Origin of the sequence: Aquimarina celericrescens (genome assembly GCF_042682765.1) — a bacterium.
Lineage (GTDB): Bacteria > Bacteroidota > Bacteroidia > Flavobacteriales > Flavobacteriaceae > Aquimarina > Aquimarina celericrescens.
In genome coordinates this window covers 107,616-123,755 of sequence record NZ_JBHUHY010000006.1, presented here as the reverse complement: position 1 = coordinate 123,755, position 16,140 = coordinate 107,616, and the positions used below count along the sequence as shown (strand labels likewise).

The window sequence follows — 16,140 nt, the reverse complement described above, 5'->3', positions numbered from 1 at the left end:
TTTTTTGAAGTTTTATTACTACGAAACAATATAAATCCTATTTATTAAGACAATATATGGCAGAATACTATAAATGAAAAACAAAATTTAAGGATTTTAGACAAAATTAGTTCAGAAAAAAAGCTCAGCAGAATATTGAGCTTTAAAATTATTGAAATGGCTTGTTTCTAAAGGAGGGCAGACTCCATAATTTTATAAAATTATGAGGGTTGTTTTTAATTGCTTCATTCTTACTTTTATTTTAACTCATTAGCAAACACTGATCCCATTTGATTTCAAAAGATGCAATATAGGATAGGATAGAAAGCCCGATTCCTGCAATGCCTTCTAACAGATTGGTCTCTTTTATCCATCTTGGATTATCTCCCCCTTGCCACTTCATGTATCCTGCATGTCCATTAGAGTGTACAGCCATATTTAAAGCCTTATCGAGCCAAAATTCTGCGGTTTCTTTAAATTTAGGATCTTTAGTTTCTTTGTACATATAACTATATATATGCATGATGCCGTAAGCGCCATGGCATAAACCCGCATCTTTCACTCCAGCCTCGACAAGGTTCGTTCTCTTTGCCGCATGTGTTAACGTTTGTATTGCCTGCTCTTTGTACTCGGTATTATTCAACGATTTGCCTGCTTTCCAAAGCGTAATGGCAATACCTAAATCCCCATAACACCAGGCCAGTCTAGAATTATCACTTTTTTGATTATTGCAAGTAATCCAACTTGGGAATGATGAAGAACAAATTATATCTTCGTTTTTAGAACTTAAAATATAGGTTACTGATTGATCCAATAATTTCTCAACCTTATTTTTAAAGTCCGTGTATTCTACCAAACGAGATAGAAAATTAGTAATACTGGCGTTCCCATGCGCCAAACTTAAGTTATACCCTTTTATCCCTTTATCTCGTATGAGATAAGTTTCCCATTTGGCAGTATTATCTTCGACTTTTGCTCGTTGCTGCAATAAGTCAATAATGTTGAATAGAATTTTTGTGTATCGTTTTTTTAACTCATTGGATTGGGTATTGGTATATCGTTTTAAGAAATAATATCCTATCCCTAATATTCCGTGCAGAAAATCATAGAAATTTTGATCATCCTGTATCTCTTGGATAGCTTGTACTAAAAAATTATCTAGTCCCGATAGTAATTGATCGCAATCCAGATCTATCAATTCTTCTTCTTGCAACAGTTCGATAACCCATGCTGCTCCAGAGATTCCTGAACAAAATGTATGAAAATCATAACCGTTATTAATCTTTTCGATAATAGATGATAAAATTTCTACGCCAACATCGGCATGAGATTCTTTTTGTAAAAACTTTGAATAGTAAAATTGAAACAAAGCGATCCCAGCACGGCCAGATAATACTCCAATCTCGTCAGTACTATGATAGGTTTTTCTTAGTATCGCACTGATTTCTTCTAACTTTTTTAGTAAAAGTTGTTCTTTCTCCATCTTGTTTTTTTGAAAAGATATTATTAGGAAGTAAAAAGTATACTATACTCTTATTTCGACCAAGCTTGTACCGAACTATTCTGAAGGGCTCAATACAGTAGACTTAAGTTCTAATTACTTTTATACAGCCTCTACTGAAAGCATGAGGATTGTATTTATAATCCAGTAAAAGTTGAACCCATTTACTTTTTTTTATAAATTAAAGTATGGCAAGGTTCAACTTTTTTTAGATTTACATTTTATATATTAAAAACATTGCACTCCAGGAGGCGGACATGTATTTAACGGTCCGTTAGTAATGCAAAAGCGTGTAGCACCAGGTCCACCAGGCTGCGGGCATCCTCCTTTAACTTTGTCCTGCTCTAGTTTTGTGATCACTTCTTTTTTAAGCTGTAAGCTTTTCAATGATTTTTTCATGTGTATATGTTTTAAAAATTACCTACTCTGTCAAAGGTTTTCGGTTTCCCCTTATGAGTCAAAAATCTTTTTGATCTCACCTTAAAATTAGAAGGTTATCACTGAGCAGAAAAACAAAATATCCTCATATTGGACAAAATAGGGGCATAAAAAAACCCTGCATTTGGCGCAGGGTTTATCTAATTCTTTGTCAAATTTGCTAATAAATCTGGATACACGCTCCACCATGCTCTCTTGCAGTAGCTCGGCAAAGACCTATTTGCTCTGTTGGCGGAACACTACTTCCACCTTTCACAACATTCAATTCGTTTACACTAATTTTTGCAATGGTTAATTTTTTGAGATTGATTTTGTTTGGCTTCTGTGTTTTCATTGAGTTTTAATTTATTTGAAATTCCCTGTTATTACTGAAAATGTAATATAATTTTTTAACCCCAATAAATACAATTTCATAGCCCTAATTTGTTTAAAATAGGGTAGCTTATATTACATTCTCTAAAGCTTTTTCTTGCTTTTCGATCTTCTTGATATAATAGGACGGGTTTAACCCTGTTTTAGCCTTAAAATGTTTAGCAAATGAATAATCACTTTTATACCCAACCTCAGTAGCAATCGATTTTATAGAAAAGGAACGAAATTTTTTATCGTTTTTTATTCGTTTCAATACATAATCAATACGCAAATCATTGATATATTCGTTGAAGTTTTTTTTCCGATGTTTATTAATGATTTTTGAAAGATAAGTAGCATTTGTTTTTACTTTTTTGGCCACCGACCTCAGGTTACAATCTGAACGCAAGTAGAATTCTTGGGATTCTAATCTAGAGAGTCCCTTAAGTACTTTATTTACCTTGTCATTATCAATTACAATTTCTTTGTACGTTTCCTTGTTCTCTAACTGTTCCTGTTCTTTAGCTTCAAAATTATTGATTTTTTGTAATAATTTATTAAATACTAATTTATTTGATTTTTGTTTTTTAAAATATAAAACTAACCCTGTGACAACGATCAAGAAAAGTAGTCCCGAGGCTATATACGTATATCTTTTGATTTGTTCATTTTTACGTTGTTCACTTTGTAAATTGGCAATACCTCTCTTTAATATCTGGGCTTCCTTTTGATATATCTTATTTATAATTTTATCTTTTTGTTTTTGAAAAGCTGCATTCAACTCTAAGTACTTATTGTTCCAATACAAAGCATTTTCGTATTCCTCTTTTTTACCATAAGAATTGGCTAATAACAGATGAGATTGTAGTACTGGTATCTTAAGCAAGTCATTCCCTTTAGAAGCACTGATATTCTTAAGCAATCGCTCAATGGCTTCATCGTAATGGCCCTGCTTAAAGTAACAGCTTGCAATAAAATAGTTACTGTTCACTGTAGGGTAAAACTTGTTTTTAATCTCACCTTCTTGCAGTATTTCTTCAGCTTTTAATAAATAATCAAGGGACTTCTCAAATTCCTTTTTATAATAAAACACTACTCCTTTTTTGATGTAGAGATCTACCAATCCTTCTTTATAGTTCAAAGATTGACTAAGAGCAATTCCTTGGTCTGCATAATGCATAACGGAGTCATATTTCTCTGTATCTAGATATACTTCAATACCTGTAGTAATAATACTTACGTGGGTCATACTATTCTTTAGCGAAGTACTATTAATAGATTGAAGCATTCTTTGAGAGACTTTAAGAGCTTTATCATATTGAAGAGTTTTCTTATAAACCAAAACTAAACCAGAGCTGGCAATCAGCTCTCGTTCAAAATTTTTAAGTTTTTGTGCAATTTCAAGACTCACATAATAGGCGTCCAGAGCTTCCTGATTTTGATTATTCATGAGATATGCATTACCTTTCATATAAGTAGCTTTACACAAAAGCATATCATCATTTGATTGTTTTCCTATAGTTTCTACTTTGTTGAAATACACAATACTTTTTTCATATTCTTCAGCGAAGTAGAGTGATTTTCCTTTTTTGTATAGTTCCTCGGCTACTACGAGTTTACTTTTCTGTGCAATTATGTTCTGACTAAAAAGAATCCATAAAAACAAACCAAGATATAATGACAAATATCGAATGTTCACGCCCCCCATCCTATTGTATTTTTGTGTAATTACTCAAAAGTAAGAATTACTTTTCAATTGAAATATGATAGTCTTATTTGTTCAAGAGTTCTTAAAGACAAAATGTTTATTCATATTCGTGATATAGTATTAACACAATATTCTTTTGTTTAAGAACAACTTAATTATTAATTTTGTAACCACTAGTATTATACCTAATTATATTACCTATATCCCCCCTCTTGGTAATTATAATACTATTCTTTTAAAAACAAGAATATAGAGAACGTAAGACTTCTCAAAAATTACCCCTAGTATCTACACATATTTGGTTTGCTTAGTATGCTGCGATTTAAAAAATTGTAAATACCAGCATGTGCTATCATTTACTATATCATATAGAAAAACAACCACCATAAATAAAATTGAATGATGAAAAAACTACTATGTATTTGTTTCCTTCTAACTTTAGGAAATCAATTAATATTTTCGCAGGCCGACTATATAAGTTGGGAGTTTAGAGGAGGAAATCTTCTCAACAATCCCGATGGTACCTCTACAGGCCCCGGGCCAGAACCAGCAGGATTATTTAATACTAAAATACCAACGACAAATGGCCGTCTTCCCTCGGCTATATTAGCAGATCTTGATAATGATAATGACCTGGATTTTATTTCTGGAAGCCAGGAAGGGTCTGTTCATTATTTTGAAAATACAGGCACCCCAACAGCACCTCATTGGGTACTGGCATCTATCCCTACTTTGGATACTATTTGGATCGCTAGAGATTTAACGGTAAGAAATCAAAACAGACCTCAGTTAGCCGATATTGACGGCGATGGAGATTTAGATCTCTTCATTGGCACTGATTACGATTATGAAGAAGATCGAAATAATGATATTCTCTTTTATAGAAATATAAGTATCGAAGCAAATAGTCCAATATTTGAATACGTCCCTGCCGGCTTACCAGGGCTCAATAATCAGGAGATCGGTGAGTTTCCTGGACTAGGTTTTGTAGATCTTGATAATGACACTGATCTTGACCTGGTTGCACTGGGTAGTGACAAATTAACCTATTATAAGAACATCGGTACCCGAACAGACCCTAACTTCGAACGTCAATCTGAAGCAGACAGCCCGTGGGATGATGCCAATGCTTTCAATAATATGGATGCCCCAATTCCAGTATTTGAGGATTTTGATAAAGACGGGGATTATGATATGTTTTTCATGGTTGACGATCCTGGTTTGGTTCGGTGGATAGAAAACGTAGGTACAGTCACTACCCCTAATTTTGTGTCTCCCCAAAAAGTATTTAATGGGGAATTAACCCTTGGGGAAATTGGAAGTTTTGGCACAATAGATTTTGGTGATGTTGATGGGGATGGTTTGAAAGATGCTATTTTGGCAAGTTTTAATGTTCCAAGATTTGCCTGGTTTAGACAAGTTCCAGTGTGTATAGCTCCTACAATTACAGAAGTAGCCGCTACACCAGTATTGTGTGAAGGTGAAACGTCTACCATAACTATTTCTGGCAATCTCAATATTGCTTCAACATGGTCTATTTATACCGATTCTTGCGGTGGGACTTTGTTAGGAACTACCTCCACAAATACATCTGCTTTTGAAGTCACACCAAGTGCACCAAGTACCACATATTATATAAGAGGAGAGGATGGAAACATAACGTGTATTGATGAAACTACAGCTATCTGTACGACAATTACTATTCCGGTTAATGCTCTGGATGATTCATCATTTAATTATAATAAAGTTATACATTGTACTAACGATTCAAACCCTACTCCAATAATAACCGGATTGGCCGGGGGGACATTTAGTGCCGATACCGGATTAAATATCGATCCCAACTCAGGAACCATTGACATTGCCAGCAGTACGACAGGAAGTTATACCGTAACCTATACCACGGCGGGAACCTGTCCTGACTCTAGTGAGGTCACTGTGGAAATCGTAGCATTGGATGATCCTTCTTTTAGGTACAGCCAGGCGTTATATTGTTCTAATGAGGCCAATCCATCGCCAATCATTACTGGAACTCCTGGAGGAACCTTTAGTGCCGATATAGGATTAAATATCGATCCCAACTCAGGAACCATCGATATTGCCGGCAGTACGACAGGAAGTTATACCGTAACCTATACCACGGCGGGAACCTGTCCTGACTCTAGTGAGGTCACTGTGGAAATCGTAGCGTTGGATGATCCTTCTTTTGGGTACAGCCAGGCGGTATATTGTTCTAATGAGGCCAATCCATCGCCAATCATTACTGGAACTCCTGGAGGAACATTTAGTGCCGATATAGGATTAAATATCGATCCTAACTCAGGAACTATCGATATTGCCAGCAGTACGGCAGGAATTTATACCATAGCCTATACCACGGCAGGAACCTGTCCCAACTCTAGTGAGGTCACTTTGGAGATCTCAGAATTGGATGATCCTTCCTTTGGGTACAGCCAGGCGGTATATTGTTCTAATGAGGCCAATCCATCGCCAATCATTACTGGAACTCCTGGAGGAACATTTAGTGCCGATACCGGATTAAATATCGATCCCAACTCAGGAACCATCGACATTGCCGGCAGTACGGCAGGAAGTTATACCGTGACCTATACCACCACAGGAATTTGTTCTGACTCTAGTAATTTCGAGGTGGATATAAGTGCTTTGGATGATGCCAGTTTTAATTATGAAGCAACCACATACTGTGCCAATGATTCGAACCCTACCCCCTCAATAACCGGATTAATCGAAGGAGTATTCTCCAGCACTGCAGGACTTAGTATAGATCCTTCCTCAGGAAGTATTGATATTGCTTCCAGTACTCCTGGTATATATACTGTAACTTATACTACCTCAGGGACCTGTCCCAATTCTAATACGGTAGATGTAACCATTAATGAATTGCCGGATGTCATCGTCACCAATAATTCACCAACTCTTACTAGTACCACTCTGGCCAATGCAAGCTATCAGTGGATCAATTGTGATACTAATGAGCCCGTATCAGGAGAAACGAATGCATCATTTACAGCTACCGAAAATGGTTTATTCGCGGTAGAAGTAACTCAAAATGGATGTTCTATACGGTCTTCTTGTTTTGCGATTCAAAACCTTAATCCAGATGATGTTGATACGATCAATTCTTTTAAAACATATCCTAATCCAACCCGCAGTAGTATAAATCTTACGCTTTCGACAGTAAATAAAATAACACTGTATAATTATTATGGAAGAAAAGTATTCGAAACATCAGAAACTAGCTTTGATATTTCTTCGCTAACATCAGGGATATATTTTATGGAAGTTGAAACTAATGAAGGTAGGACTATCAAAAAAATTGTAAGACAATAATAGGTTTTGTGATCTATCAAAAAACCGTCGGATGCGACCTGCTATAAATTCGTTATAGGCCATTGAGATTATTTTGGTTAGAAATTAATAAAATCTTCGGTGAAGTATTACATAGGATTAGATAATTTGACAATATGTCTTGCAAAACGAATAGTATTTTAAATGTCAGTTTGAGCATACTGAAGATAATTTGTAATATCGAACGAAAAACCTTCGGCAAGCTCGGTACAGAATTAAAACATATTTTTTGAAACTCGAAAATGTAAATCTTACTTTACAGAATGAAAAGCGACTCTGTTTCCTTCGGTATCAAGGAAAATTGCCATAAACCCGTTTTCTCCTAGGGATGTTTTGGACATTAAAACCTTTCCTCCTGCTTTTTCTACTCGAGAAAGAGGTACAGATAGATCCTCACCACCGTTAACATACGCAAAGGTACCTTCTTGTGATGGTTTATTACCATTACCGTAGGTAACGCAACCCCCTACTCCTCCATCCTTATATGGAAAAAATGCCATTTTAAAATCCATCTCCATGGGTTGTAATTCGACATCCAAAAGCTCATTATAAAATTTTACAGCTCTTTCAAAATTAGTACTTGGTATCTCGAACCAGCTAATTGCATTTGACATAGTAATATTTTTTTGATTAGTAACTATTCAAAGATACCTGATCAAGTCATCTAAAAAAATTATATTTTTGAAAAAACATAGGTTTCTAAAATCATTTTTGATGAAAAAAAGTGAAGAATTATTTTATCTTATCCAGTCATTATCCAAAAGTGAAAAACGACATTTTAAGTTGAGTACACAAGGAAATGAATCTGCAGAATACTTACTTCTTTTTAATGCAATTGAAGCTCAAAAAACATATGACGAAAAAGCTATTAAGGAGCGATTTAAAAACAAGGCGTTTATACATCAGCTCACTACCATAAAGAACTATTTAAAACAACGAATTTTACAGTCTCTTAGAAATTATCATACCAGAGTTTCAAGAAATGCAGAGCTTATTGATATTATTAGAAATATAGAAATCCTGTACCACAAAGGTCAATATGAAATTTGTGAGAGTGAATTGAAACGAGCTGAAAAAAAAGCAACGAATTTTCAGCAGGATCTTCTTTTGTTTCAAATTTATGATTGGAAAAGAAAGGTTCATCAAGCAGTAAACCCCCAAGATTTGGCAACCATTAAAAAGATTACTGAAACGCAGAAAAACACTTTAAAATTCACTAATGAATATATAGACCTAATTCTGGCTAATATTGATCCATCACAATTTTCGCCTTCGCATAAAAAGAGTGTCTCGTTGCAAAACAAAACCCTCAAAACCCTTCATAAATATCAAAAACTATTGATTTCAAAAGATCATAACAAGGCAAAACGCACCTTAGAGGATCTACTAAAAGAATGGGAACAACAACCAGAATTGCTTAAAGAATACTTTACCATGTATTTTTCGGTTTGTAACAATCTTATGGGGTATTTGGTCTTTAAAAAACAATACAAAGAAGCATTTGTTAGAATCTTATTGATCAAACAAAAAGCACAAGCTATCGAAAATACCTCTGCGTCTTTTATCAAAGAAAAACTACGTTTGTACAATATCGAACTTGAGATACACCGTAGTTTAAAAGATCTACATACCACACGCGAAATAATTAATGAAATTCAGCATTTTGTTGAGGAACACAAAGCCCTGGTTCCAGGTAATTATCTCTTATCATTCCGCTTTCAGTTTGCTACCATATATTTCTTAAAAAACGATTTCAAAAAGACATTACATTGGATCAACGCAGTTTTGAACAACCAAACCAAAAAGGATCGAAAAGATTTAATCACGTACACACATTGGCTTAATCTTTTGACACATTATGAGCTTGGAAATGGATTTACACTTCGGTATTTAATCGACAATATGAAAAAACATCTTAAAAAACAAAAAAACATAGTAGTCTATGAAAGAATGTTATTCAAATTTTTATCAAAAACTGTAGAACTTTCACCTGTGCAAAAGAGAAGTGCATTTATAGAGCTTCAAAAAGAATTAGTAATTTATCCTTTTCCTGAAGATGTATTAGGCTATGTTGATTTTAATGAATGGATCAATGGCAGGATATAATAATTAATTGAAGCAATCTATTTGTGTTACATTTAGAGAAATTACTCGCAAAAAAGCGTCAACCCGCCTGACGGATCAGGCAGGTTCGAGTAGTTTTTCAAAGTAAAACGAAGAAAAATTGTATCGAGAATAGCTGTAATAAAAACCAAACATATTATGAAAATCGTTTGGTCGTGTCATAGAAATCGAATAGACGGATTTTATATTAAAAAATATCCAAATGCACAACGGGTGTAATCTAAGTCTTTCTATAAAAGCAAAAGATGCAATATCACTTTTTTTGATATTGCATCTCGAACAACTGACTTACTTCAAATAAAATATTTATTTTTTCAACATCTTAATCGTTTCAAGATAAGATCCCGAGGTAAGTTTAATCATATATAATCCAGAAGAAAGTTTATTGGTAAGCGAAGAAATATCCAAGGTACTTTTTCCTTTGTCCATATATTCTCTAGGCATTTGGGCGATCATTCTTCCTTGTAGATTATATGCTCCTATGTAGACAGTACCATATTCAGGTTGCTGCCATGTTAAGACTGCCTTATCATTTACTTCATTAGGATGCAATGTCAACTTTTGAGCATTCACTTCAGTAAAAAATCTTCCAAAATTCATAGTAACGTCAAAATTTCCAGGAATAGACCAGTTACCCGCATCGTCTCTAACCATACTTTTCACTTTTCCGGTAGTAGTCCTAAGATCTTTATTATTGTCAGAATTTCCGGCGGTTACTTTTACGCTGTTTCCTGCTCTGAATTTATACACTTTGAAATCATCAAATTCGACAGCTGTTTTATTGGTTCGCAGTGAAATAGCAACTCCCGAAGAAATTTGACTACTATCTGTCCAGCTTAACAAATACTCATTATTCTTCCAGATTTGTATTACTCCATAAGCTGGACTATATGTGACTCTATATTTTGCCCAATTATTATCTAAAGACACATCTCCAATAGCTCTGAAGTATAATGTATTGTTCACAGTCTCGTAAATACGTACTTTGTTATCTTCACCACTAAACCAGATCAAATAAGAATTTCCTCGCTGACTGAGTGTGCCATCAGATGACATAATATGAATCCCAAATTTACGTGGTCCTGAAGTTGAGGTTACCTTAGCGGCAAATTCGTACAAATATGGCAATCCAGAATCCTGGATCAAATAAGAGCTCCATAAAGTATTATCAGAAGTGGTATTGGTTTGTTTTAATCTCCCATCGGTTACACTCCAACTTCCTGCTCCTTTATCATAAACACCAAAGTCTTGTCCAAAATTTTCATTAAAGAATCCATTTCTTCTATTCGCCAAAAAACTAGAACTATATTTTTCTAATACCTGATAATACCGTCTTGCCACTCCAACATTGTCATTATCAGAAAAAGTAACGGTAAAATCTCCAGTTTGCACATTTCCGCCGCTAATAGAAGTTGTAGGAGGTGTTGTGTCTGAAGAAGGAGGTGTACTCCCTCCAGAACAACCATTAGAAAGCAACAGATCTACCCCGCTACGTATTCCGCCAAGAGTTGCATATCCTCCACTACCCGGACAAACAGAACATCCTGCATCACGGTGTCCTGAAATATGTGTTAATGCCCTATTCACAGAATAATGAAAGGACGATCCTAACGGATTGATATTTTCTTTATCTGCTTTCCATGCCAATAGACTTTTTACTGAATTTTGTGTTGCCGTAGTAGGTGATATTGAAGAATAATCTCCTAACATACAGACGCCCATAGTATTGCGATTTCTTCCACAAAAATGAGCACCAATGGCATTATCCCCTCCAGCTCTTCCTTCATAAATTACTCCGTTAGGATCTACCAGAAAGTTATATCCTATGTCTGACCATCCGTTTCCATTAATATGAAAATTTTGTACAGAACGCACTCTTGCCGCCCAATCGCTACTGGTATTGGACCCAAACTCATGATGCACAATAAGATGGGAAACTGTAGAAGTAGCCGCAGCACCTCTAGGAATTGCACCCCATTGGCTTCTACTTACTACAGCGGGTTTAGAACACACCGCTTTGGTAGCATTGGTGGCATTCTTTTCGATTTGTTTTTGAATTTTCTTTGGAGTTTCACCTGGGCTGTAATGATACAATTTGGCGTTAGAAATGATAACATCTTGCATTCCGCTATTTAATGAAACTTTGTATTGAATGTACCTTACACGCTTATCCAGAAATTCCATTTTTGAAACTACACGTTTGTCTGTTTGTTCCAAATGTCCGTCAAGAACAGTGGGCTTCCAATTGGACCATGATTTACCATTTTTTGAAGTACGGTACATCAGGGTCATCTGGGTATAATCTAGATTTTTTCCTTCCCAAACTGAATAGGCCGAGATAAAAGGCTTTGCCTTTTTCAGCTTAATTTTGGAAGGTTTAAGAACGAACTCTGACGTTTCTTGTGTCTTTTCTAGTATTGTAAGTCCAGTTGATTGTTGCGTAAACGCTTTACTGGTCAATAAAGCATCTTGATTCGATAAATTAATTTCAGAAACTTCAGCGCTTTCTCCTTTAAATACATGTCGCTTCTCTTGTGCAAAAGTATTGAGCACAAGAAGTAGGCAACATATTACCTGGGGTAATACATTGTTTTTCATAGTTGATGAGTTTGTGTTAGTCGAACTAAAATTGAAAAAAAGTTTTGTGTTATCCAAAATTCAGAACACAAAAAAACCCATAATTTTCAAAAAACCAATTAATTAGCTGTAAACACAGTAACTGACAACATCGTTAAAAATATGTTACAAAATTGAAAAAAGAAGTTAATGCTCTATTTATTGATCACGTTTTTAGGGTTAGAATATCAAAGATTTCTTCCAGTCCTCAATTCAAATGCAATCTTTAAGAAAAATAAATATAAATCCCTATCACAATAACACAAATAGAACCTCCAACTATTTTTACTGCCTTCCAAGGAGTGATATCCACCTCTTCGGTATATCGCTGAGTGTAGGCCACCTGGCGTGGATATAGCTTCCCTATAATCAACATCACAGCAATATTAAATACAAAAAGAATTGCCATTACATGCAAGAAATGTGGAAATTGATCTTTCATAATAGTCCCATCGAGCACTACATAAATTAGGTACAATACTGCCCCAGAAATAATCGCAATTTTTGCCGCTATGGCAGGAACATTCTTTGTGAGATACCCTACAACAATAATGGTTAGAATCGGAATGCTATAACAACCGTTTACCTGCTGTAGATATCCAAATAACCCATCGGGAGCATTAGCGATGAAAGGAGCAATGAACATTGCCAAAAGTGCTAGCACTATTCCAAATAGTTTACCTGCTTTAACCACCTGCCGCTCTGAAGCCTCTTTATTAAAATATTCTTTATAAATGTCGATCCCGAATAGGGTGACCGAACTGTTCAAAGCACTATTAAACGAACTAAGTATAGCTCCAAAAAGTACCGCAGCAAAAAATCCAACCAATGATAACGGTAATACTTTACTTACTAAGGTAGGATACGCTTCATCAGGATTGGTGAGTGTATCTCCAAACATATGAAATGCAATTACCCCGGGAAGAACTACGATAAGCGGACCTAAAATTTTAATAAAAGAAGCCAATAGTAATCCCTTTTGACCTTCTTTTAAGTTTTTCGCACCCAGAGCGCGTTGAATAATAGCTTGATTGGTCCCCCAATAAAACAATTGTACTAACATCATACCCGTAAAAATAGTTGCAAATGGTACCGTAGCTTCATTAGAACCTACAGCATTAAATTTCTCTGGATTGTCCTTAAATAACGTAGCTAACCCATTACCAATACTACCATCACCTATTTCTAGTAATCCAAAAACAGGAATCATAATTCCTCCAATCAATAATCCAACAGCATTAATGGTGTCAGATACCGCTACCGCTTTCAATCCTCCAAAAATTGCATAAATCGATCCCGTAATACCTATTCCAAAAACACAGATCCATATAGACATCTCTTTGGATACTCCCAGTAATTCTGGTACATCAAACATCGTGCTTATAGCCAGTGATCCGGAGTATAACACAATAGGCAAAAATACCACCACGTATCCAGTTAAAAACAAACCAGAAGTAATTGCTTTAGTTGTTGTATCATAACGACGTTCTAAAAACTGAGGTACGGTGGTTATACCTCCCTTTAAATATCTGGGTAATAAAAACACGGCAGTAATAACCATAGCAATCGCTGCCAGAGTTTCCCAGGCCATAACCAAAATACCTTCGGTAAATGCTTGACCGTTGAGCCCTACGATTTGCTCTGTAGAAAGATTGGTGAGTAATAAAGAACCTGCAATGACCACTCCCGTGAGACTCCTGCCTCCCAGAAAATAGCCATCAGATGTATTTTCGTCTGTTTTTAATGTTGAGATATACGCTATTATCCCTACTAACAGTGTAAACCCTAAAAAGGAAAGTATGCCCATAATTTGTGTTTTTGAAGTACTAAATATATAGGATTTATTTTAACTATTTGAAAACGCTATTCTTATACCATACCCTATTGAAGCACTTATTGCATTCATCAAGACTCATTGAAAACAATTTTCGATATAATTTCTTAACTTTTTTACTAATTTGTTAAACCCTTAACATGTCCTTAAAAAGTGTTAAGATTTTTAAAAAATCGCAATAATCAAACTCCTTCGCGTTAACAAGACGTATATAATTTATGATCATACAAACTCAGCGAAAATGAAAATTAATGAATTAATCCTACCAAAAAAAGATGAATTATTAACTCGTAATTCAAAAGAACTTAGCCAACACTTTTAGCTTACAATTATGATATCCTAAAACCGAATTGTTTTAGTAATACATGACACCACGTATAAATGCGAATCCCTGAACTTAACCAATTACCTATGCATTTGTTGGACCTCAGATAGATTTATCTGAGGTCTTTTTTGTTTTTATGTACTTATATTCCGTAATAAATATCCTATTTTTGAGTCTTTACAAAAAATAGTACTACATGAATCTGTCTCGACTTCTTCTTCTAGGAATTATTATTCTGTGCTTTGCCTGTAAAAACGAAAAAGAAACAAATTTTAACACTCCCCAGCTCCCAGCAAAGCTTGATAGTCTTTCTACCGAAAAAATCAAGTTAGAGCTTTTAAAACTTTCTTCACAGGCTGAAAAAGATCTTCAAAGTTTTGAGGATTTTAAAAATCTCCAAAGCTTTATTACGACCTTACAGAATTCTAATCCTTATTACATAAATAAACATGTAGATAGTTTGGAGTTATTGGTTCAGACTTTTGAAGAAAATCTATCAGAGGATTTAAATGTAAACACCATCAATTCACGACTTACCGTGATTGCCACAGAATTGGGATTATTGAAATTATTATCTGAAAGTAAAAACCCGGATGCAAAAAAAATTCTTGAAGCTAATGCCAGAATAATAAAGGCTTACAATAGCTTGATTATACAACTGAACGAATTATCATTGGCAATTCCTGAAAATATAGAAAAAGAGTTATTAAGAGACGAAGAAAAAAAAGAGCAATAATTTTAAATAGATACTATGCAAATATATATATATTCCCTTTTAATACTGATCTGTACCTCCTGTTTTGCTCAAGAAAAATCTGAAATTAATACCATCATTCAAAACTGGCATAAAGCTGCAGCCGATGCTAATTTTAAAGAATATTTTGATTTTATGACCAAGGATGCCGTCTTTATTGGAACCGATCCTGCCGAAAATTGGGCTTGTCCTGATTTTAAAACCTTTGCCAAGCCGTATTTTGATAAAGGAAAAGCATGGAGCTTTTCTGGTTTAGAAAGAAACATTTTTGTTGCTGAAGACGCAGAAATTGCATGGTTCGATGAACTATTGGACACACAAATGGGAATTTGTAGAGGTAGCGGTGTTTTACAAAAAACAAATGAAGGTTGGAAGATAAAGCATTATGTTCTTTCTATTGCTATTCCTAATGAAAATGTAAAAGAAATCACAGCAATTAAAGAGAAATTTGATGATGATTTGATGAAGAAACTTAGAGCAGTTAAAAATTAAAGGAATCTTTCTTTAAATTCTTCTAAATCTGAAAAGCAGTTTTCCGCTCCGTTTGCCACCAGTTTTGTTCGGTTTTTTTCTCCTATTCCAACAAAATCAAGGTGTAAATTTTGAGCTGTTTTTAAATCCCATAAACCGTCACCAACAGATATAATCTGATCAAAATTACTTTTGTCGTAAAAAGTCCTAGCTCTTTCAATTGCATCCACGACAAAACCCTCTCTTGCTTCGTGAGTTTTTGAAGTTGCTAAAATACGTTCATCATACCAAATATTACATTGCTTTAGTTTTTGTATGGCAGGCTTTGGAAGAGCACCCGTTGCAAAACAAAAAGAAATATTGTGATCTCTTAAAAATTGTATTAAGGATTTAGCTCCTTTAATCTCTTTTACAGGACCTAATAGATTCATTTGATTTACCAAATCAGTTTCAAAGTCATCTAATAATGTTGTTGATGGTGTTCTTGAAAAATTGCGTTCATAATTATAACGCAGCGCATAGCTATCTGTATGATGTTGATAGTTATTATAATCGGTATCAATATCTGAGATACCAAGAGCCATCAAGGCTTTTGTGACCGAAATCAAATACATAGGGACGCTGTCTGTAAGCGTGCCATCTATATCGAATATGAACAGTTTATTTTCCA

The 16,140-nt window shown here is 34.8% G+C and carries 12 protein-coding genes; 4 read left to right on the top strand and 8 right to left on the bottom strand.

Going from position 1 to position 16,140, the window contains the following annotated elements:
- Nucleotides 1-241: 241 nt before the first annotated feature.
- The 4 genes from ACFSJT_RS08965 to ACFSJT_RS08950 all read right to left on the bottom strand — a co-directional run bounded on the left by ACFSJT_RS08965 (nt 242) and on the right by ACFSJT_RS08950 (nt 3,977).
- Nucleotides 242-1,462 (bottom strand): lanthionine synthetase C family protein, encoded by a 1,221-nt coding sequence (locus tag ACFSJT_RS08965; RefSeq protein ID WP_378319917.1) that lies wholly within the window; start codon nt 1,460-1,462, stop codon nt 242-244.
- Nucleotides 1,463-1,708: 246 nt separating this feature from the next.
- Nucleotides 1,709-1,879 carry a hypothetical protein gene (locus tag ACFSJT_RS08960; RefSeq protein ID WP_378319916.1) on the bottom strand — a complete coding sequence of 57 codons (171 nt, stop codon included), beginning with the start codon at nt 1,877-1,879 and terminating at the stop codon, nt 1,709-1,711.
- Between the two features lie 199 nt (nt 1,880-2,078).
- Nucleotides 2,079-2,252: a TIGR04149 family rSAM-modified RiPP gene (locus tag ACFSJT_RS08955; RefSeq protein ID WP_378319915.1), complete on the bottom strand. Its 174-nt coding sequence runs from the start codon at nt 2,250-2,252 to the stop codon at nt 2,079-2,081.
- A 108-nt stretch (nt 2,253-2,360) separates the two neighbouring features.
- Nucleotides 2,361-3,977, bottom strand: a complete 1,617-nt coding sequence (locus tag ACFSJT_RS08950; RefSeq protein ID WP_378319914.1) for a helix-turn-helix domain-containing protein — start codon at nt 3,975-3,977, stop codon at nt 2,361-2,363.
- A 399-nt stretch (nt 3,978-4,376) separates the two neighbouring features.
- On the opposite strand from ACFSJT_RS08950, the gene ACFSJT_RS08945 reads away from it, so the two are divergent.
- Entirely contained in the window at nt 4,377-7,328 is a 2,952-nt protein-coding gene (locus ACFSJT_RS08945; RefSeq protein ID WP_378319913.1) for a T9SS type A sorting domain-containing protein, read from the top strand.
- A 269-nt stretch (nt 7,329-7,597) separates the two neighbouring features.
- Here ACFSJT_RS08945 and ACFSJT_RS08940 read toward each other — a convergent pair whose 3' ends face one another.
- A complete protein-coding gene (locus ACFSJT_RS08940; RefSeq protein WP_378319912.1) occupies nt 7,598-7,960 on the bottom strand; it encodes a VOC family protein in 363 nt (120 codons plus the stop codon).
- 100 nt (nt 7,961-8,060) lie between these two features.
- On the opposite strand from ACFSJT_RS08940, the gene ACFSJT_RS08935 reads away from it, so the two are divergent.
- Nucleotides 8,061-9,452: a hypothetical protein gene (locus ACFSJT_RS08935; RefSeq protein ID WP_378319911.1), complete on the top strand. Its 1,392-nt coding sequence runs from the start codon at nt 8,061-8,063 to the stop codon at nt 9,450-9,452.
- A 324-nt stretch (nt 9,453-9,776) separates the two neighbouring features.
- Here the strand turns inward: ACFSJT_RS08935 and ACFSJT_RS08930 are convergent, their stop codons facing one another.
- A complete protein-coding gene (locus tag ACFSJT_RS08930; protein ID WP_378319910.1) occupies nt 9,777-12,068 on the bottom strand; it encodes an N-acetylmuramoyl-L-alanine amidase in 2,292 nt (763 codons plus the stop codon).
- Nucleotides 12,069-12,312: 244 nt separating this feature from the next.
- Nucleotides 12,313-13,893, bottom strand: a complete 1,581-nt coding sequence (locus ACFSJT_RS08925; RefSeq protein ID WP_378319909.1) for a solute:sodium symporter family transporter — start codon at nt 13,891-13,893, stop codon at nt 12,313-12,315.
- 548 nt (nt 13,894-14,441) lie between these two features.
- On the opposite strand from ACFSJT_RS08925, the gene ACFSJT_RS08920 reads away from it, so the two are divergent.
- Nucleotides 14,442-14,981 carry a hypothetical protein gene (locus ACFSJT_RS08920; protein ID WP_378319908.1) on the top strand — a complete coding sequence of 180 codons (540 nt, stop codon included), beginning with the start codon at nt 14,442-14,444 and terminating at the stop codon, nt 14,979-14,981.
- A gap of 15 nt (nt 14,982-14,996) precedes the next feature.
- A complete protein-coding gene (locus ACFSJT_RS08915; RefSeq protein WP_378319907.1) occupies nt 14,997-15,491 on the top strand; it encodes a nuclear transport factor 2 family protein in 495 nt (164 codons plus the stop codon).
- Here ACFSJT_RS08915 and ACFSJT_RS08910 read toward each other — a convergent pair.
- A complete protein-coding gene (locus ACFSJT_RS08910; RefSeq protein WP_378319933.1) occupies nt 15,488-16,123 on the bottom strand; it encodes an HAD family hydrolase in 636 nt (211 codons plus the stop codon). The genes ACFSJT_RS08915 and ACFSJT_RS08910 overlap by 4 nt on opposite strands.
- Nucleotides 16,124-16,140: the final 17 nt, after the last annotated feature.

Bases quoted from the DNA above. Each gene is read 5' to 3' on its own strand.
- ACFSJT_RS08925 (WP_378319909.1), bottom strand. From the start codon at position 13,893: ATGGGCATACTTTCCTTTTTAGGGTTTACACTGTTAGTAGGGATAATA.
- ACFSJT_RS08930 (WP_378319910.1), bottom strand. From the start codon at position 12,068: ATGAAAAACAATGTATTACCCCAGGTAATATGTTGCCTACTTCTTGTG.
- ACFSJT_RS08935 (WP_378319911.1), top strand. From the start codon at position 8,061: ATGAAAAAAAGTGAAGAATTATTTTATCTTATCCAGTCATTATCCAAA.
- ACFSJT_RS08965 (WP_378319917.1), bottom strand. From the start codon at position 1,462: ATGGAGAAAGAACAACTTTTACTAAAAAAGTTAGAAGAAATCAGTGCG.
- ACFSJT_RS08920 (WP_378319908.1), top strand. From the start codon at position 14,442: ATGAATCTGTCTCGACTTCTTCTTCTAGGAATTATTATTCTGTGCTTT.
- ACFSJT_RS08950 (WP_378319914.1), bottom strand. From the start codon at position 3,977: ATGGGGGGCGTGAACATTCGATATTTGTCATTATATCTTGGTTTGTTT.
- ACFSJT_RS08940 (WP_378319912.1), bottom strand. From the start codon at position 7,960: ATGTCAAATGCAATTAGCTGGTTCGAGATACCAAGTACTAATTTTGAA.
- ACFSJT_RS08945 (WP_378319913.1), top strand. From the start codon at position 4,377: ATGATGAAAAAACTACTATGTATTTGTTTCCTTCTAACTTTAGGAAAT.
- ACFSJT_RS08955 (WP_378319915.1), bottom strand. From the start codon at position 2,252: ATGAAAACACAGAAGCCAAACAAAATCAATCTCAAAAAATTAACCATT.
- ACFSJT_RS08960 (WP_378319916.1), bottom strand. From the start codon at position 1,879: ATGAAAAAATCATTGAAAAGCTTACAGCTTAAAAAAGAAGTGATCACA.
- ACFSJT_RS08915 (WP_378319907.1), top strand. From the start codon at position 14,997: ATGCAAATATATATATATTCCCTTTTAATACTGATCTGTACCTCCTGT.